The sequence below is a fragment of the Egibacteraceae bacterium genome, assembly GCA_040905805.1.
In the GTDB taxonomy this organism is placed as follows: domain Bacteria; phylum Actinomycetota; class Nitriliruptoria; order Euzebyales; family Egibacteraceae; genus DATLGH01.
The window spans coordinates 1-17,802 of the sequence record JBBDQS010000140.1; the positions used below are offsets into that span (position 1 = coordinate 1).

Annotated in this window: 22 protein-coding genes; 8 read left to right on the forward strand and 14 right to left on the reverse strand. The window is 72.3% G+C overall.

The window, feature by feature from the left end; genetic code table 11:
- Window positions 1–342: 342 nt before the first annotated feature.
- The 7 genes from WD250_15440 to WD250_15470 form a co-directional block, all read right to left on the reverse strand.
- Complete coding sequence (locus WD250_15440) at window positions 343–579, reverse strand: AbrB/MazE/SpoVT family DNA-binding domain-containing protein (GenBank protein ID MEX2621609.1); 237 nt, start codon at window positions 577–579, stop codon at window positions 343–345.
- Between the two features lie 113 nt (window positions 580–692).
- Window positions 693–1,049: a hypothetical protein gene (locus WD250_15445; protein ID MEX2621610.1), complete on the reverse strand. Its 357-nt coding sequence runs from the start codon at window positions 1,047–1,049 to the stop codon at window positions 693–695.
- Between the two features lie 197 nt (window positions 1,050–1,246).
- Window positions 1,247–1,495: a hypothetical protein gene (locus tag WD250_15450; protein MEX2621611.1), complete on the reverse strand. Its 249-nt coding sequence runs from the start codon at window positions 1,493–1,495 to the stop codon at window positions 1,247–1,249.
- 184 nt (window positions 1,496–1,679) lie between these two features.
- Window positions 1,680–2,114, reverse strand: coding sequence for a type II toxin-antitoxin system VapC family toxin (locus WD250_15455; protein ID MEX2621612.1), 435 nt, complete (start codon window positions 2,112–2,114; stop codon window positions 1,680–1,682).
- Window positions 2,111–2,365, reverse strand: a complete 255-nt coding sequence (locus tag WD250_15460; GenBank protein MEX2621613.1) for a hypothetical protein — start codon at window positions 2,363–2,365, stop codon at window positions 2,111–2,113. Before WD250_15460 ends, WD250_15455 begins: the two co-directional genes overlap by 4 nt.
- Window positions 2,366–2,575: 210 nt before the next feature.
- Entirely contained in the window at window positions 2,576–3,544 is a 969-nt protein-coding gene (locus WD250_15465; protein MEX2621614.1) for a DUF559 domain-containing protein, read from the reverse strand.
- Window positions 3,545–4,066: 522 nt separating this feature from the next.
- Window positions 4,067–4,258, reverse strand: coding sequence for a hypothetical protein (locus WD250_15470; GenBank protein MEX2621615.1), 192 nt, complete (start codon window positions 4,256–4,258; stop codon window positions 4,067–4,069).
- A gap of 89 nt (window positions 4,259–4,347) precedes the next feature.
- Between WD250_15470 and WD250_15475 the strand changes: the two genes are divergently transcribed.
- From WD250_15475 to WD250_15485, 3 genes are all read left to right on the forward strand, one after another.
- Entirely contained in the window at window positions 4,348–4,902 is a 555-nt protein-coding gene (locus WD250_15475; protein ID MEX2621616.1) for a sigma factor-like helix-turn-helix DNA-binding protein, read from the forward strand.
- 110 nt (window positions 4,903–5,012) lie between these two features.
- Entirely contained in the window at window positions 5,013–6,599 is a 1,587-nt protein-coding gene (locus tag WD250_15480) for a S1 RNA-binding domain-containing protein (GenBank protein ID MEX2621617.1), read from the forward strand.
- 550 nt (window positions 6,600–7,149) lie between these two features.
- Window positions 7,150–10,053, forward strand: coding sequence for a S8 family serine peptidase (locus WD250_15485; protein ID MEX2621618.1), 2,904 nt, complete (start codon window positions 7,150–7,152; stop codon window positions 10,051–10,053).
- Window positions 10,054–10,161: 108 nt separating this feature from the next.
- Here the strand turns inward: WD250_15485 and WD250_15490 are convergent, their stop codons facing one another.
- From WD250_15490 to WD250_15510, 5 genes are all read right to left on the reverse strand, one after another.
- Complete coding sequence (locus WD250_15490) at window positions 10,162–10,440, reverse strand: hypothetical protein (GenBank protein MEX2621619.1); 279 nt, start codon at window positions 10,438–10,440, stop codon at window positions 10,162–10,164.
- Window positions 10,441–10,891: 451 nt separating this feature from the next.
- Window positions 10,892–11,584, reverse strand: a complete 693-nt coding sequence (locus WD250_15495) for a hypothetical protein (protein MEX2621620.1) — start codon at window positions 11,582–11,584, stop codon at window positions 10,892–10,894.
- Window positions 11,585–11,629: 45 nt separating this feature from the next.
- Complete coding sequence (locus WD250_15500) at window positions 11,630–11,935, reverse strand: hypothetical protein (protein MEX2621621.1); 306 nt, start codon at window positions 11,933–11,935, stop codon at window positions 11,630–11,632.
- A 1,157-nt stretch (window positions 11,936–13,092) separates the two neighbouring features.
- Entirely contained in the window at window positions 13,093–13,326 is a 234-nt protein-coding gene (locus WD250_15505) for a type II toxin-antitoxin system MqsA family antitoxin (protein ID MEX2621622.1), read from the reverse strand.
- Complete coding sequence (locus tag WD250_15510; GenBank protein MEX2621623.1) at window positions 13,323–13,607, reverse strand: DUF4258 domain-containing protein; 285 nt, start codon at window positions 13,605–13,607, stop codon at window positions 13,323–13,325. The genes WD250_15505 and WD250_15510 overlap by 4 nt, the downstream gene beginning before the upstream one ends.
- Window positions 13,608–13,978: 371 nt before the next feature.
- Between WD250_15510 and WD250_15515 the strand changes: the two genes are divergently transcribed.
- The 3 genes from WD250_15515 to WD250_15525 all read left to right on the forward strand — a co-directional run bounded on the left by WD250_15515 (window position 13,979) and on the right by WD250_15525 (window position 15,193).
- Window positions 13,979–14,257: a hypothetical protein gene (locus WD250_15515; GenBank protein MEX2621624.1), complete on the forward strand. Its 279-nt coding sequence runs from the start codon at window positions 13,979–13,981 to the stop codon at window positions 14,255–14,257.
- Between the two features lie 406 nt (window positions 14,258–14,663).
- Complete coding sequence (locus tag WD250_15520; GenBank protein ID MEX2621625.1) at window positions 14,664–14,927, forward strand: hypothetical protein; 264 nt, start codon at window positions 14,664–14,666, stop codon at window positions 14,925–14,927.
- A 23-nt stretch (window positions 14,928–14,950) separates the two neighbouring features.
- Window positions 14,951–15,193, forward strand: coding sequence for a hypothetical protein (locus tag WD250_15525; protein ID MEX2621626.1), 243 nt, complete (start codon window positions 14,951–14,953; stop codon window positions 15,191–15,193).
- Window positions 15,194–15,355: 162 nt separating this feature from the next.
- On the opposite strand, the gene WD250_15530 is transcribed toward WD250_15525, so the two are convergent.
- On the reverse strand, window positions 15,356–15,667 hold the full coding sequence (locus WD250_15530; protein MEX2621627.1) for a type II toxin-antitoxin system PemK/MazF family toxin: 312 nt from the start codon (window positions 15,665–15,667) through the stop codon (window positions 15,356–15,358).
- Between the two features lie 13 nt (window positions 15,668–15,680).
- Window positions 15,681–15,980, reverse strand: a complete 300-nt coding sequence (locus tag WD250_15535; GenBank protein ID MEX2621628.1) for a CopG family transcriptional regulator — start codon at window positions 15,978–15,980, stop codon at window positions 15,681–15,683.
- Window positions 15,981–16,140: 160 nt separating this feature from the next.
- On the opposite strand from WD250_15535, the gene WD250_15540 reads away from it, so the two are divergent.
- Both WD250_15540 and WD250_15545 read left to right on the forward strand, forming a co-directional pair.
- Window positions 16,141–16,443, forward strand: coding sequence for a helix-turn-helix domain-containing protein (locus tag WD250_15540; protein ID MEX2621629.1), 303 nt, complete (start codon window positions 16,141–16,143; stop codon window positions 16,441–16,443).
- Complete coding sequence (locus WD250_15545) at window positions 16,440–16,973, forward strand: hypothetical protein (protein ID MEX2621630.1); 534 nt, start codon at window positions 16,440–16,442, stop codon at window positions 16,971–16,973. The genes WD250_15540 and WD250_15545 overlap by 4 nt, the downstream gene beginning before the upstream one ends.
- The last annotated feature ends 829 nt before the right edge of the window (window positions 16,974–17,802 follow it).

Below are 17,802 nucleotides of genomic sequence, written 5' to 3' on the forward strand. Positions count from 1 at the left end.
CACCAGGTGTGCCGCGCCCTGGCGCACGCCACCGGCTGCTGAAGGAGCAGATCCCGGGCACGGTGGGCGGGGCCCGATGGCGCAGGTGAGGCAGATGCCCGCACGTCTCGGGCCCGAGCAGCAGGGGCGGGGCGAAGCGCTCCCTCAGCAGTTGCGCGGCATCCGTCGGCGCCAGTCGAAGGTCGCCTGGCAGGCGGGTGAGCACCGACATAGGTCTCGGCCAGTGCGTGCCCGCTCAGCGCGACGCTTCGATGCCCCCACCAGCCGACGACCGCAGCGTGCGCGGTGTGGGACTGCACGAGGAGCGGCACCGCGACGCTGGTGTCCAGCGCCAGGATGCGCTCACCGGCGTCCGGCATCGAGGAGCCCGAACACGACCTCGTCGTCGATCGTGGTGTCGCCGGTCGCGACGAGCACGCCGTCCTCCTGCTCCAGCCGGGCAGTGCGACCGCTTGGCACCAGCTGCAGCCCGGCGCCATACCGCGAGATCTCCACGGTGGACCCGGCCCGCAGGCCCAGGGCCTCGCGCAGCGCCTTGGGCACCACGATGCGCCCGACGGAGTCCACGACAACCTTCATGGGAGGATGCTACCAGCAGATTCCCAGTGCCAGCTCCCGGGCATCTCACCGCTTTTCGGGCAGGCGTTCCCGCTGTGCTGGAACCCGGTCCCGGATCCTCGGACCGCGTCGCGCTAGCCGCGCAGTCTCGCCTGGAGGCGCTCCAGGTCGTCGAGCGCCCCTTTGACCTCGAGCAGGACGGTCACTTCGGAGAGGATGAGCTCGCGGTCGAGCGCGGTCCCCACCCGAGCGACCACGCGGTCGATGTCGGCCCAGTCGATGTCCCTGCCGGCGAAAGCCTTCAGCACGACCAAATCCTCGGCGCAGCAGATCCGCAGTGGTTGCCCGCCGATGAGCTCGTGACATGAGGCGCGAGCGGTCAGGCGTTCCTCGAAGGGGATCGCCCCGAGGGACACGTCGACCCCGATGCGGTCCGACGTCTCCAGCAGCAGCACCCGGTTGCGGTGCGCGAAGCCGACGGGGTCATCCACTCGGGGCGCGAACCGCTCCAACAGCCGGTCGATGACGGGGGACTCGCCGCCGAAGCCGGTCAGGATGGTGAGATCGACGTCGAGGGTCGCACGAGGCTCTGCCCACCGCTGGACCGCGATGCCGCCGATGAAGCAGAACGACTAGCCTTGCGCCTCACAGACGCCCTGGACCTCGCTCGCCGCGTCAAAGATCGTGCTCATGGCAGGCGCGACAGCAACCGCTGCATCTCCACCAACCCCGAGGAGCGCCGCGGCGGGAGCGGGGGGGAACCCACGAAAATGGCCCCGATGGCGCGGCGCATCTCGCTCAGGGTCATGGCCGCGAGCCGGGAGCGGCGATGCTCCTCCAACTCCGTGCCCGCGCGCTGCCACGTGGCGACCCACCTGGCGACCGCGACACGCTCAGCGTCGGCGGCGCCCTGCGTGGGGTCTGTTTCGTCGCTCACCGCCGTGCCCTCCGTGACGGTCACCAGTCTACGTGGCCGCTCACCCTGCCGCTGCTACAGGGACAAGGCGTAGACCGCGCAACTGTGCCACGGCGCCTTGCCGCCACGCTCACTCGCCGCCCGCCGACCGAGCCGGGGAGGCTGCGGCTCGCCCGCGGCGGTCGCCGGCAACCGGTAGGGCCGGCTAGCGGTCCGTGAAGGGATTGACCCACCGGACGTCGGCGAACTTGCCGAAGTCGCTGTCGTTGCTGTGCACCACCGCATCGTACTGACGCGCGAAGGCTGCGAGCTGTGCGTCGGTGGTCAAGTTCGCGGCTGTGCCGACCTGCTCGAGCAGCGCCAGGGCCACCTCGACGTGCGCCTCCCCGGGCGTCAGCAACTCGACCGCGGGCACCGCCATCCACTCCCGGACGTGCGTGGCAGCGCCGCGGATGGACATGGGCTCGTCGAGCACGCGGGGGTTGGTGACGATGCGCAGGAAGCCGAACACCACCGGTGGCGCGAGACCCACGGGCGTGGGATCGTTCAGTGCCGCTTCCCACCACGACTTGGCGGTCGGGTGCAGCGGGAAGCCGGTCACCGTCGCGTACACCAGCACGTTGATGTCAGGGATGATCACCGCCGGTTGTCGGCAGCGGCCGACTCGTCCTCCAGTTCGTCGGCCAGCCGGTTCAGCCCCCCGAGATCGATACCGGGACGGGGGTGTGCCACGTGCGGGCGGACGCGGAACGGCTCCCGCGCCGCGGGTGGCGGCCCCAGTGCCTGGCGGAGGGCATCGTTGACGATGCGCTTCATAGGCTGCTGCCGCTGATGCATCGCCCCCTTGAGCATGCGGGCGACGTCCGGGTCGAGCGTCAATGTGGTCCTCATGGCCCACATCATGATGCCTCGACTATTGGACGTCAAGGCATCGCTGATCTCGCCTGGTGACGACAACGGAGCGTTGCGCCCTCACAGACGAGGCTTCGAAATGCGCATCCCCCGTCGCAGGCGCGCGGCCTGGAGGTGCCCGTCGGCGCCCGCAGCGGTTACCCGCTGGTAGACCCGTGCTGCGGGACACATCCGTCCGTCGCGGCGGGTCTACCCGCCCGTAACCACCTCATCGGGGGGCCCAGGCGCCGCCACAGCGGTCGAACCGAGGGTGCGCAAGCGGGCGACGACCTCGCGTGTGAAGCGCGCCGGGTCCTCCTCCAGCTCGAACCACCAGAAGCGGTCGATCGTCCAGCCGCAGTCACGCCGCAGCATGCGGTCGCGGGCGGTGTCCCTCCTGGCCTGTGCCACGCGCAGGTGCGGCGGCCCGTCGATCTCCACGCCGTAGCGCACGTCGAAGAAGGGCAGGTCGACCTCGGCGACGGTGCGCTCGCGGTGCACGATCGGTCCGGGGCGGGCCGGCACCGCCACCCCGGCTGGGCGCAGCAGTTGACGCGCCAGCCGCTCGTTGCTGGAGTGGTTGAGCTCCCCGCTGAGCTCGGCGTGGGCGCGACGCAGGGCCAACCGGCCAGGAAAGCGGGGCCGGCGGCTGATCTCCTCGCCGACCTGCGTCAGGGTGGTGTGCCGCAGCCGCTCGGCGTCGGCGATCACCCGGCACAGCGGCGACACTCCCGCGTGGCTGGCGTGGTCGGCGATCGCGCGCGCCACCCACGAGATCCGCAGGGACTGTGCGGACAGGCTGCGGATCGAGTCGTGGTCGGCGGTGTAGTGGATGCACACGCCGGGGCGCGGGGCCAGCCAGCGGGCCTCGGGCAGCAGCAGCTCGACGTCGTCGGGCTGGCTGCGCAGGATGTCCAGGGCCCACAGTGCACTCGCCCCGGTGAGCAATGCCTGCGGGCCGAGGACCGCCAGCACGATGCGGCACCGGACCAGGTAGGGCGGCTCGCCGTCGTCCGCGACGCCGGGGACCCAAAAGCCCGGCATCCACGGCTTCCAGCCGATGCGCCGCAGGTGGCGCGCCAATGTCCGTGGATGCAGGCCGTCGGGCAACCCCGCCGCGCGTGCATCGACGTAGCCGCAGGCGGCGGCATCGCGGTGGATCTGCGCCAGTGGATGCATGCCGGCAGCGTCGCTCCCGTGCCACGTCCGCGCAGCCCCGCATGGCGCGGCTGGGGAAAAGATGCGACCAGTGTGTAATCGGCTCGCCACTGAGCGCATCCTCCGGTCCGCAGATGGCCGCGCAAACGCCCCCGACCACTGTGGACAGGGATCTCCGGCCGGGGCAACCGGGACCGTCGAGGGAGCGCCCCGGCGGGCCGGTTACCCGCCGGTAGACCCGAGCTCCGAGACATATCTGCCCCGCCGGCCGGGTCTACCCGTCGGTAGGTGCCGCCGGGCTGCCGGCTCCGCCGGAGACATAGGTACCACCGGTGGCGCGGCGGCAAGCGGTGGTACGAACGGAGCTCGCAGCACCCTACCCAACGGATTTCGGGTCCCGCCGGGGCGCTCCGCGCAGAGCACGCCGGCAGGCCCGGCGCGCGAGGACGCAGCGCACGCTGGGCAGGCCCGAGGATCGACTACGCTCGCCCAGCCATGAGCGGGGACGTGTTCGCCGAGCCGGTCGTGGCCGAGGCCGGGCCATCACCGCTGCAGGCCGCGGCGCGCGGCCCCGTCTTGCGCGACGCCGCCCCGTTCATCGACGACCTGCCCGCCGGTGCGCGCGCGCAGGTGTGCGCCGCGCTGGGGTGGCCCGGTGACCTCGGCGTCCTGCCTGCGCGCGTGCTGGCGGACCCCACCGGGCGCGCCGAGCTGGCGGAAGCCTTGGCGCCCCACGTCGTCGAGCAGTTCCCGTCGACGCCTTTGGGCACGCTCCTGGGTCGGCGCCGTGCTGGGCCGCTGTCGCCGACCGCAGCGTCACGGAGGTGCGCGAGCTGCGAAATGTCGGCCCCCAGTCGGTGCGCCAAGTGGTGGGTGCGTGCCTGGACCTGGCGTTGTTCGCGTTGCTGCCGCCCGAGCACCGCTGCACCAGCCTCCGCGCGCTGCTGGGTGAGCTGGCTGACCTGCTCGACGACCGCAGCTGGCTGGTGCTGTGCCTGCGTCAGGTCTCGCTGGTCGAGCACTGCTCGGGTCCCGAGTTGGCGCGCCAGCTCGCGCTGAGCTCCTCGCGCATCCAGCAGCTGGAGCGGCTGGCCGCCGGTCGGCTGCGTGAGGCGTTGGGTGACATCCGCTTCCGCCCGGTGGTGGACGTCGCGGAGCGGCTGCGTGCGCGCCTGGGCGACGGTCCGGTGCCTGTCGGCGAGGCCACCGCCTCGGCCGGTGCCCTCACGCCCCCCGCTGAGCCTCCGCTCGACGAGCGCGGCAGTGAGCTGCTGCTGTGGTGCGCCGGTCCGCACCGGGCCGCGCCCGGCAGCCTGGTCGTGGCGGGAGGGCCAACACCCGAGGGCCACGGTCACGCCTTCCGGAAGCATCTGCGGTGACCGCGGTTGCCGCGGTCGCGACGGACTGCTGCTCACGCCGCCGCCCCTCGCGCCCGCTTGAGGGGGGCTATAGCGTGGCGGGCCGGCTGCGGCAGCGAGGCTTGGGCCCCATGGACGGTGAAGGCGATCTGGTCGCGACCGCGGCGCAGGCCGAGGCGCTTGCGGCGCGCATCCTCGACTGTGAGCGCATGCGCCCGCTGGTGGGGGTGTCCACGCACTGGAGCAGCGGGCAGCCGTGTGTGGACGTCGCGGCCTTGCGCGCCGAGGTCGCCGCGGTCGCCGACGTCGCTGTCGTGGAGACCGGCGAGGCGAGCTGGGCGCTGGCGACGGCGCTGCCCGAGCGCCTCGACGTCTACAACGGCGCGCTGCGTCTGTGGCGCCCGGGCGTGGAGGCGGGCGCGGACCGGCGCGCCCACCCGTTGCTGATGATCCGCTCGCCCGGCGACGCTTCGGCTGCGGTGGGCCGCCTGCGCTCAGAGCTGGGCATGGACGGGGACGCCGGGTCCTCGTCGGTGGAGCGCCCGGTGGTCGGGGCCACCGTGACCGCCACGGTGGTGGCGGTCACGGCCCGCGACGCCACGGTGGACATCGCCGGGACCACCGCCCGGGTGGCTCGCTCAGGGTTGGCGCAGGGCCGCATCAGCGACGCCCGCGACGTGCTGCGCGTCGGCCAGGCAGTGCGCGCGCGGGTGTTGCGGGTGGAGCGCGACGGGCCCGTCGTGACGCTCAAGACCGGTTCTCCCTCGCCGTGGCGGCAGTTCGTCATCGAGTACGCCGAGGGTGACGTGGTGCGCGGCCGTGTCGACGCCGTGCGCGGCGACATCGCCCTGGTGGAGGTTGCTCCCGGCGTGCGTGGCCGCCTGGACCGGGCGCAGATGGCCGCCGACACGGCGTTGGCGCCCGGTCAGGTGATCGCGGTCCGGATCGTGTCGTTCGACCAGGGCGGGGCTGGGCTGGCGCTGTCGATGGCGAGCGTGGGGCCCACCGAGCGTCCCCGGCCGGGTCTGGTGGTGCTGCCCGACGGCCCGGTGTTCCTCGGCGCGGGCGAGGGCGAGGAGACCCGCGACCTGCGAGCGAGCCTTGATGCCGCCAACGCGCGCCTGGCCGCGCTGGAGGCCGACTGCCAGCAGCTGCAAGGCGAGCTCGACGCGGTCTGCCAGGACCGCCAGCGCGCCTTCGAGGCGCTGCGCGCGACCCGTGCGCAGGCCCACGAGCTGCGCAAGCAGGTGCGCGGTGAGCGCGAGCGGCGCCGGCAGCTGCAGGCGCGGCTGGGCCTGGCGGTGGAGGTCAGCGACGCCGAGGAGTTCGTGGAGGCGGTGCGCGCCGCCTACCAACGTCTGTATCCTGCCGCCGACCGCCAGCGGTACCCGCTGAGCCGGATGCGGGTGGGCGCGCAGCTGCTCGACCGCCTCGACGAGCTTGACGCGGTGCCCGCCGACAAGGTCGTGGAGGTGTGCGCGCATGTGGCTGCCGGCCGCCACTGGGAGATCGCCGGCCTGCAGGTCCACCAGCTGCGCGACACCGTGCGGGGGTCCGTGCGGGTCCGCGCCAGCGACGGCGCGCAGGCCTGGCGGTGCGCGTTGCAGCTCAACCGTCCGTCGGCGCGGCGGCTGCACTGGTGGGAGATCCCCGGTACGCCGCGCGCGGTCGAGTTCGCGTCCGTGGGCGTCCACGACGACGTCGACATCCCCTGCTGACCGTTTCGGTGCCCATCAGTCGGCCTCGATCTGCTGCCGGTCGTGTGCGGTGGCCACGTCAGCCCCCGCCACCACAGCCTTCCAGCTGCGTGGGTGTGTCGTAGGCTCGGTGTGGACGTGCGCGCTGCCGCAGGGACGCGCGCGTCGGTGCCGGTCCGTGGGTGGCCGTGAGAGCGGGGGCGGTCACGGCGAGCAGACGGGTCAAGGTTCCAGTCGACGGGTCCTTGTGCCTGCCTGGTCGCGGGCCGGACGCCGGCGCAACCTGGCGTCCGGCGACGGATCGACGGGCGTGGTTGGACCTACTGTCGGGGAGACCCGGGCTCCGCGACAGATCGGTCTCTCCCGCTGGATCTACCGGTCGGTAGGTCGCGGCGTTCCCGCCTGCGCGCCAGCAGGTCGCCGGCGTCGCCGGCGTCGGTGGCGGTGACCCGTCGGGCGGCGGCGCCTATCATCGGGTCGTTGCGGGGCGGGGTCCGTTCGCGATCCGTTCGCAGTCGCCGCGCAGGGGGGGGGCGTCGGCGAGCCGGTCGGCAACCGAGGGGTCGAGATCATGACGTGCGGTGCTCGTGGCCGTGGACTGCGGCTGCTCGCCGCGCTCGCTGCGCTGTCCCTGTGGGCGGCGTTGGCCCCCGCCGCGACAGCCGACCCGGCCGGGGCCGGCCCTGGCGCCCCGCCGGAACGCCCGGACGGTTCGTGGGACGGGGCCGCGTTCGCGCCTGACGAGGTCATCGTCAGGTGGCGCGCCGGGGCGAGCGCGTCGGCGCGCTCGGGCGCCCGGGCGCAGCACGGGCTCGTGGCGACCGGGTCCGCGCCCCGGACGGGTGTGGAGTTCCACCGCATCACCAACGGCCGTGCGCCCGACGCCGTCGCTCGTGGCTTGCAGCGTGACGGGCGGGTCGAGCACGCCGAACCGAACTCCGTGCTGCGCGCGCTGGCCGACCCGCCCAACGACCCGGCCTTCGGGTCCCAGTGGGGCCTGCACAACACCGGTCAGACGATCGAGGCCAACCCCGGCGTGGCGGGCGTGGACGTCGATGTGCTCGACGCGTGGGACGACAGCCTCGGCGCGGACGTCGTCGTGGCGGTCATCGACGAGGGCACCGACCGGGAGCACCCCGACCTGAACGCGAACATGTGGGTCAACCCCGACCCCGGCACGGACCTGCGCTATCCCGACGACGACTTCGGGTGGGACTTCCACCACGACGACAACTCGGTGTTCGACCCCGCAGACGGCGACTCGCATGGCACCCATGTGTCAGGCACGGTGGCTGCCGTCACCGACAACGGCCTCGGCGTCGCCGGGGTGGCGCCCGACGCGACGGTCATGCCGTTGAAGTTCCTCGGCCCCGACGGCGGGTTGCTGGAAGACGCCATCCTTGCGATCGACTACGCCGCGGAGCGCGGGGTGCGCATCGCCAACAACAGCTGGGGCAGCGACGGTTTCAGCGAGTTCCTCGGCGACGCCATCGAAGGCTCGGGGATAGCGTTCATCGCGGCGGCCGGCAACGAGGGCCGTGACGTCGACGCGGCCCCGACGTACCCGTGCAGCTACGACCTGCCCAACGTGCTGTGCGTCGCCGCGGTCGACAACAACGGCGACCTGGCCGGCTACTCCAACTTCGGTGCCGCCTCGGTGCACGTCGGGGCGCCGGGCACGGCCGTCGCCTCGACCTTTCCCCGGCTGCCCGACATGACGATGGCGCTGCAGATCGACGCGCCGGCCTACGACGCGATGTTCTGGGGCTTTGACCTGTCCGACGTGTCCGGGGGCGCCGCGCCGCGCACCGACGCGCTCGACCGGGCACTGGACCACCTCGGCGCGGCCGCCGACGACCCGATCCTGCTCGTCGACGACGACGAGTCCGCGCTCGGTTTCCCCGACGCGCGACCGCTCTACCTGGACGCGCTCGGGGCCGGTGGCTACACCGACGTGACCGTCCACGATGTCGTCGCCGACACCGCCGGTCCGACGGCGGCGCAGATGGACGGCCACACGGTCGTGTGGTTCACCGGCGCGGCGTTCGGTGACCCCCCCGACGGGGCGACGACCCTGACCGACGCCGACCAGGCGAACCTCACCACGTTCCTCGACGCCGGCGGGGCGCTCCTGCTGGCGGGAGCCGACGCGATCTACCGCATCGAGGGCAGCGCGTTCGTGTCCGACCGGCTGCACGCCGAGTTCCTGGGTGAGACCACCGGGCGGGCGGGCCTTCAGGGCCAGGCCGGCACCGTCTACGACGGGGCCGTCTACGACCTGGTGGCCAACCTGTTCGTGGACAACATCGCCCCGGCCAGCGCCGCGGCGACCCCCGCCCTGACGTTTCCCGGCGAGACGACGTATGCGGATGCGTACGCCTTCCTGGCGGGCACGTCGATGGCGACCCCGCACGCCTCGGGCGTCGCCGCGCTCGTCGCATCGCTGCGCCCGGCGTTGTCGGGAACCGAGATCGTCGACCTGCTGAAGGACACCGCGGTCCCCCTCGCCGCGCTCGACGGGGTCACCACCACCGGTGGCCTGGTGAGCGCGTCGGCGGCGGTGCAGGCCACGCTCGCCCTGCCCGAGCTGGCCGTGCCCGGCGCGCCGGCGGGGGTGTCGGCGGTGGCTGGGGATGGTGCGGCGACGGTGTCGTGGTCGGCGCCGGGCGCCGACGGTGGCAGTGCGGTCACCGGGTACACGGTGACGGCCGAGCCGCGTGGGGCGTCGGTGACGGTGGGCGGTGACGCGCGGGAGGCCACGGTGGCGGGCCTGGACAACGGCACGGCGTACACGTTCACGGTGCATGCCACCAACGCGGTCGGTGACGGCCCGGCGTCGGCGGCCAGCGCGCCGGTCACGCCGCTGTCGCCGGAGGCGTGCCCCGAGGGCGGGGTGCCCGACGCCGGCTTCGGCGACGTCGCCGCCGGCAACGTGCACGCGGCCGCGGTCAGCTGCGCGGCCTGGTACGGCCTGGCGCAAGGGACGGGCGCGACGACCTTCGCCCCCGGCACCAGCGTGCGCCGTGACCAGATGGCCTCGTTCATCGGCCGGCTGGTCGAGCAGGCCGGGGTGGAGCTCGACGCGTCGGGCGCGCCGTTCGGCGACGTGGCCGGCAACGTCCACGCCCCCCGCATCAACGGGCTGGCCAACGCGGGCATCGTCCAGGGGGTGCGCCCCGGCGAGTACGCGCCGAGCGCGCTGGTGACCCGCGACCAGATGGCGTCGTTCCTCGTGCGCACCTACGAGCTCCTCGTCGAGCAGACGCTGCCGGCGCCGCCGCACGGGTTCACCGACGTGGCCGGCACCGTGCACGAGGCCGCGATCGCGAAGTCGGCCGGCGCCGGCTTCGCCCGCGGGCTGAGCGCGACGACGTACGGGCCGCGCCAGCAGGTCCGACGCGACCAGATGGCGTCGTTTCTGACCCGTGTGCTGCAACAGCTGGTGCACGACGGCCTGGTCCAGTCCCGGGCATGACAGGCGGGCCAGCGCCTGGCAGCCCACTCCGCGCTGGCGCCGACGTGGTGCTAACGTGACCACTTCGCGGGTTCGCGGGTAGGCCGGGTGGTGCCCGGAGAGCGCGTGTCAGCTGGGCAGCAGCTGCGCGTGCCGGAGCTCGTCGATGGTCGCCTCTGGAACGCCCAGGACGTCGAGGTGGACGATCGAACGGTCCGAGGGGCCCGCGACGATGTCCACGACCCTGGCCAGGAAGGGCTCCACCGGGTCGCCGGCCACGATGATGGCACCAGGACGCACCCGCTCGGGAGCGTTCGCGCGGTCGAGGAACGCCCACACGTAGCCGGAGTCGTCCACCTCCAGGACATCCGCCGGGAGCGTCACCAGGACGTCGGGGGCCTCGGTCATCGCATCCTCCCGATGAAGTGGGGGTTCTGGTGGACTGGCCCGAGCACAACCAGCAGGCGCGTCGCCTCCGCCTCAGTGTAGGCCCGCAGGACGACGCTGTAGTGGGGCACGCCGAACGCCCGTCCCAGCTGAACCGCTCCATTGCCTGCGTGGCGTTGGCGAGTAGCCCCTGCACGGTGAGCGGCCACCCGCGGACGACCAGGTCGGCTCCTGCGTCGACCACCGGGTAGTGATCGGTCGGTGTGGAGAGCTTGGCGATGAGCGGTCGTCCGTCACCAGCGCGGACGAGCGCCTTCGGGCGAGCGCCCCCGACTGGCGAGCCGGCGTTGAGCACCCAATCGATGTGCTGCTCGACGGTCCACACGGGCCGCTCCGGCTGTGGCGGGGGCTCGGCATGGTAACGGGGGACCAGCGCGAGCGTGCAGGGGCGTCTCGGCCAGTTGGCAGGTCGTCAGGGGCTGGCGCGATGAGGTCCCGGGTGCCCGTGTTTGCGGATGCACGCCGCTCCGGCCCGGGGCAGCACGACCCCGCAGCGCCCGTGCGCCCGTCCTGACAGGACCGCGTCGGTGTCCGCGGGCGCCTGCGTGCGATCGCGTGCCCGCTCCAGAGCCGCGATGAGCGCCGCCCGCGGGTCGGGCGCACCAGCTGCCCAGCCGGCCGTCATCGCCGCTTCGATCTCGTCTCTTGACAACAGCGACGCTTGCTCCTCGGTCAGGAGCCCGGATCGGACGGCTGCCAGGCGCATCCCCTCGGGCGCGGGCTCGGGTCGAAAGTCCCAGCCGTCCAGACCGACGTCCTCGGCAAGGATGTCGAGAATCGTGAGGGCCTCCCACAGGAAGGTCACCTCGTCGTCGGTGAGCAGGCCGCTGGCCACCAGGGCCGCAGCCATGTCGTAGACCTTGTTGGCGGACCGGGGTCCCAGGCACAGCACATCGATCAGGCCGACGCCGTTGACGTCGCCGGCACGGTAGATGATCCGCTTCTCACCGGCGAGCACATCTTCGGTGTTCCAGCCTTGCAGTGGCGAGCTCAGCGGGTGCTTGCCCGCAGGGTCTTCGTACAGACGTACGGCGGCAGACAGCACCGATACCTGCTCGTCGGGGTGAAGGCCCGCGATCTGTTCGACGCACACGTCGCTGAACACGACTTCTGCCTGGTCGCCAGGCAGACGCGCACCACGCCGCACGCGTCAACGATCCCGGGCTCGCTCGTGCACGCGCTCCACGCTGATGCCCAGCCGGTCGCACACCTCGTCGAGCGAGTGAGCCTTCACGCGCCCCTGGGCGAGGTCAGCGAGTTGCTCGACGATCTCACGCCGCGTGGCCGACACCGCCCGCGCCATCTCATCGAGACGCTCGGCGCTGTCGACGACGGCGCCGGGTTTGCCGAAGCGGGTCAGGATGACACGCTGCTTCTGCGCGGTCTCGTTCAGCCACGAAACGCCGCGGTCAGCAGCAGCGCTGATGGGGACCTTCAACGGGCGAGGGGTGTCCATGCCTCCTAGCCTACCGAGGGCTGGGCAGACTTGCAAAGAAGGTCGTCCGAAGGGTCGCGGCGGCGGCCGGAGGTCGTGTCCGCCGTGGCAAGGGCCTCCTCGGTGAAGCTGCCGCGCAGGTGGTGCAGTGACATTGGGCACCGGTATCCGTCGATGATGAGGCCGAGTGTTCGCCGAACGTTGACGTCTACTCGAAGTCGCTGCGCAAGGCGTCGAGCGGGAGCTCCTGGGGGAGGGGCGGCTCGTCGGTGTCCAGCGTGCCTAACAGGAGCTCGACCGTGCGACTCGCGCCGATCTTGTGATGCCGATAGGCGCGGAGGCAGGCCGAGCACCTGGCCGATCTCAGCGACGCCGAGGCACATGCGTTCCTCGACGACGTCAGAGCAGTCGGGAGCGCCATCCGCACCCTCGGCGGCGACGCGGTGCGGGTCAACTACGCCATCCTCGGCAACGCCGAGCCCCATCTGCATCCACACCTGATCCCACGGGTGCCCGGCGGGGACCCGCAGCCGCGGGGTGCTGGAGCTGCGTCTGCGACGAGTGGTCGCGCCCCTGGAACATGGGCCGCTCCCCACACCACCAATCAGAACTGGGCTTGGACGGGGACGCCGGGTCCTCGTCGGTGGGGCGCCCGGCCGCTCAGCGACCTGCAACCTCTACAGGAGCCCCAGAAGTTCGCCGGCTTGTCCCCGTGGCCGGCGGTTGCGCCATCCCTGACCTTCTCGTAGGAGACCGGCTCACCGGCGGCCGCGGCGTTACGCGGTCAACCAGGCACGCAGCGTGGCTGGGCGTCGGATCTGCCGACCTGCGCCGGGTCGTCCAGCCGCCACACGCTCTTCGCGCGCTGGAGTGCCGTCTCGGTCTTGGCAACACCCTTCGGTCCGTCGAGCAGCACAACCGGGAGCTGTGGCAGGACGGTATCCAGCTTCATCGAACCACTACGCGGCCATCGACAGGCACGCCGCGAAGGCGCAGGGCCCCGGTTGGGAGAGCTCGGCTGGCGGGTGTCGGGGTTGGCTGCGGGCCGGCGGGGCGGTGTGGCGTCCAGTTCGTTTCAGGAGACGACGATGGTCGCGTCCCCTGAGCAGCGGGGTCCACGGGTCCGGCAGGGATGCTCCTGGGGGTATCCCGCCTCGTGGCGGGTGCGCGGTGGCGAACTAGGAAGCGACGGGCTCGTAGTGGCGAACCAGGCTCTCGGTACCGCTGCCCTTGGCCTCGGCGACCACAGCTTCCAGATCCGCGGCGACCGCATCTGCCACGAAGCGCTCACCGCAGTTGTCGCAAACGTCGGCCGGCACGTTGCGCACGACCACAACGGTGCCGTCGGCGTCAGCGGCGAAGGTCGTCGTCCCAGGGGAGAGGGCATCGTGCCCGCAGACCGGACAGGTCATCGGCGCTCCTTACGGGTGCGGAAGTCCGCCTCCCAGCGGTCAGTGCTGGGCTCGTAGACGGTGATCACATAGTGAGCGCCTGCGACATCATCCGCAATCAGGATGTGCAGCGGGCGATCACCGCTCCATCCGAGCACGAGCCGGGTGGGCAGAGGACGCCCGATCCGGTGGCTCCGTTCGATGGCCTCACCGGACGCGACGGCCTCCAGGACAGCCGCTCGGGTGATGCCCCGCTCGATCATCTGCTGCAGTGCGTGAACGCGGTAGCGGACTTCGCCCATGCCTCTGATCTTCGGTCTCGGTGGTCCGTGACCATACCCCCGGGGGTGAGACACGGCCTGCCGAGGCGAAGGGGCCTGGGGTAGCGATGCTCGGGTCGGACCTGTCGAGGCGTTGGGATGCGGCGGGTGAGGGTGAGTGGTGCGCGGCGCCGTCCCAACGCGGCTGCGGACCGTCGCCCGGTCGTGTTCCACCGTGGCGAGCAGGACTTCGCTCTTCTGCCGGTTCCACTGCTGCACGAGGTGCTGTGTCGCGCGGTGCCCGCCCCCGAGGTGATCGCTGAGGACGGTGGCTGGACTGCGGCCGAGGTGACGCGCCTGCTGGAGGTGCTCGGGCCAGTCCACCACAATCCGCACGTCGTAGGGAGGACGCGATGACCAAGGCCCCCCAAGTCCTGGTGACGCTGCCGGCGGATGTCCAGGAGGTGGATGACTCCGGCTACGTGTGGGCGTTCCTCGATCGTGCGAACGCTCCTGAGCGCGTGCGTCCTGGTGCCATCATCGTGGCCGGCGATCCGGTGGAGCCGTTCCTGGCCAGGGTCGTGGACATCGTCGCGGGTCCCTCGGAGCGTTGGATCGTCCACCTCGACGTCCTCGGCGTTCCAGAGGCGACGATCGACGAGCTCCGGCACGCGCAGTTGCTGCCGAGCTGACACGTGCGGCGCTCTTGCCGCCATGCTCAGGCCGCCGAGCACGCCGAAGGGAGGCTTTCCACCGGGCAGGCGCCCGGCCTGGAGGTGCCGTCGGCGCCCCAGCGGTTCCCCGCGGTAGACCCGTGCTGCGGGACGTATCGGTCCGTCGCGGCGGGTCTATGGTGGGGTAGCGCAGCAGGCCGGGCAGTTGCAGGCGCGGATCGATGACGCCCGCCGCGCGCGTTCCCTCGCGTCCTCGAGGACACCAGTGCCGTCGCAGTGCGAGCGGACCTGCGCCGTGACCCATCGCCTTCGACGGGGCTGCCGCAGAGCCTGTGGATGACGACCTCCGGGTTCGGCGGGTCCCGGCTACGGTGCTCGACGTCCACCCACACGGTTGGGGTGTCATGAGGACCGAGGAGTCGCGTTGAAGATCGTGACACTGCGGGATGAGTTGGTACCAGCGGACGGTTGCGTCGTCATTCGCGGCGGTGCTGGCACCCTCGAGCATGATCATGTCCGAGGGCAGGCTGTTGAGAACCACGATCGGTACGGCTTCTACGGCGTCTCGGTGTTCGTGACGCCGCCATCGGCGGTCGCCGACCTGTTTGGTGACCATCCGATCGGTAGCCGCAACTGCTTCGACGGCCCCGTGATCGCCCCACCCGAACCCTTGCCGCCAGTACGGTGACCGTTCAGACTGGAGCCATGGCCATGAAGCCCGACATCAGCGTGGATCTCTTCAAGATCGACGAAGACGGTCACGTCTGGACCGCCGCCTCGAAGCTTCCTGACGGTTTCCGTCCGGGCGATCACCTTGTGCTGGGTGACGGCGGGGACGCAGCACCGGCTGTGGCCCGTGTCGTTGACATGGGCGAGCGCTGGGTGCGGTTCCATGTGCTCGCGGGGCCTGCGGAAGACCACCGACACCTCCTGCGTGGCCGTCCCGCGGCCTGAGCTCAAAGCCCACAGGTCTGTCGTCGCTGCTCGATCCCGACCGCGAAACGACTCGGCCGCATGCGTGTCTCTATGTCGCCATAGACCCGTGCTGCGAGACATATCTGCCCCGCCGGGCGGGTCTACCCGCCGGTAGGTGCGCCGGCGCCGGCGCCCAGAGGGTCAGCAGGCGGTGGCGACTGCCAGGGCGTGGCAGACCTCGCGCATGCGCTCCGGGCCGAGGTCGGTGATGCGCCGGGTGAGGAAGGCGGTGCGGACCAACGTGGCGTTGTCCAGGGTCAGGGCGCACGGTGCGGGCATGCCGTCGGACTCGTCGAGGGGCACCTCCGTGGGGATGCCCCGGACCGTGCGGGTGGCGGGGACCGCCAGGAGCTGGTGCAGCACCGTGATCGCTGCGTCGCGGGTGAGGATCAGGTGCGGACGCGGGTTGCGGTCCGGGTGCTCATACCACCAGACCTCGCCGTGGGCGACCACCGCACAGCCCCCTTTACGGCTGCCACGGGCCGAAGCCCGCTGCCCGCTCCTCGGCGTCGAGGCGCTCGAGCATCACGGCGGTGTCCGCCTCGTCGGCGCGCGGGTCGCCCCACGCGTCGGGCGTGGCGGGCGGGACGCGGCGGTAGCCCTCGAGGATCTGCCGGTCGATCTCGGCCTCGCGCTCGTCGTGGAGGAACGCCGCGACGGCGGTGCGGATCAGCGCGGATCGCGAGGTGCCGCGCCGCGCGGCCTCTCGGTCGAGCAGCGCGAGGAGCTCCCCGTTGAGCTGCACCATCGTCTGCGTCCGTGCCATAGGGCGACCATAGCACTATGGTTCATGTCACCTGGGCACCTTGTCGAGCGCCGCCCGCCGGTCCGGGCGCACCAGCTGCCCAGCCGGCCTGGCCGTCCGCCCATGAGTGATAGGCAAGAGGCTATCAGGCTGATAGTCTCGGCGTATGAACGCTGGGCGCATGCTTCGCTGGGGCCGGCGCCGGGCCGGGTTGACCCAGCGAGAGCTGGCGATCCGCGCCGGGGTGTCCCAGCCCACCGTGGCCCGCATCGAGGGGGGGCGCGCGGCGCCCCGGGCCGACACTCTGGACCGGCTCCTGCGCGCGTGCGGGCTCATGCTCGACGCGATCCCCCTGGAGGGGGCGGGTGTGGACCGCACGGTTCTGCGCGAGCAGCTTGCCGCGTCCCCCGAGCAGCGCGCGGCCTTCGCCCAGCGTGGCGCGCAGGTCCGCTCCGAGCTCGCGCGGGCCGCAGAGCGCGGATGACCCCCGACCTCATCGGCGTCCTGGAGGCCCTCGACCGCCACGGCGTCCGGTGCGTGGTCATCGGCGGGCTGGCCGCGAACCTGCTCGGCTCGCCGATCCTCACCAACGACGTCGACGTCTGCTACGCGCGTGACGACGCGAACCTCGAGCGGCTGGCGGCGGCCCTCACCGCCCTTGACGCCAGCCTGCGCGGGGCGCCACCCGGTCTGGCGTTCACTCCGGACGCGGCCACCCTGCGCGCCGGAGACCGCTTCACCTTCACGACCCGCCTCGGCCCCCTCGACGTGCTCGGCCAGCCCGACGGCAGCGGCGGGTACGAGGCCCTGCGACGCACCGCCCGACGGTTCACGGTGCGGGGTGTGCAGGTTCTGGTGTGCTCCCTGGACGACCTCATCACGATGAAGCGCGCCGCCGGCCGGGTGAAGGACCGTCTCATGGTCGAGGAGCTCGCCGCACTGCGCGAAGAGCGCGACCGCCTCGCCGCCGAGGGTCACGATCCCGACGCCGGCCTGCCGGATCGGCCCTCCTGAGCACCCGTCGCCCTCCCGTGGGTGTAGGAGGTCGACCGGAGGTTGGCGGCGATCTCCGGCTGCCGCCGCGCCCAGTAGCGTTCGATGTCGTTGCGGCCCGCCGGCAGGCCGGGGTCGTCAGCGACGTCGTCGAGGAAACCGAGCGCTTGCACGATATGGGCCAAGGAGCGGGAACGCCCCGCATCCTCGCGGCGGCCTCGAACGCCTCGGACGGCAGCGTCGTGACCGCCCAGCCGAGCGCTTCGGGGTCGCTGGTCGTGACGGCCCGGTGCGCAAGGTAGACGGGGTCCGCCTGCGGGTCGATCTGGGCTGGATCGGCGTTCCACACCAGGTGCCAGAGGTGGTCGGGCAGCCTGGTCGGTGTTCGGGCCGGCGCCGCGGACGGCAGCACGACCCCGTGCAGGTAGGCCAGCAGCCGCTGCACCGCGGGGTGGTCGAGCGCCAGGTACCACACGTCCAGTCGCGTGCTTCGTCCCCGTAGCAGCCGGGGTTCACGACGCCGTCGTGCCAGTCCTCGGGAGTCGAGCCGGTCCAGGCTGCGCGACGCGGTCGTGGGTGACAGCCCGCAGCGCGCGGCGGCGGCGCGGGCCGATGGCAGCCCCCGCGGGGCGCGTGACAACGCGGCCAGCACGAGCAGCGCACTGCGCGACAGACCGTCGGGATGCGGCAGCGGCACCGCACCGAGACGCGCCGGTCCCCATGGCTGTCGACGGGATCGCTCGTCGCCTACGAGGTCGCGCCCGTGGTGGAGCCCGTCACCGCTCTGGTCTACCGGCCCGGTAGCCCGGTCGCGACTCCGGACCCCGTGAGCGGATCGGCTGGAGGGCGA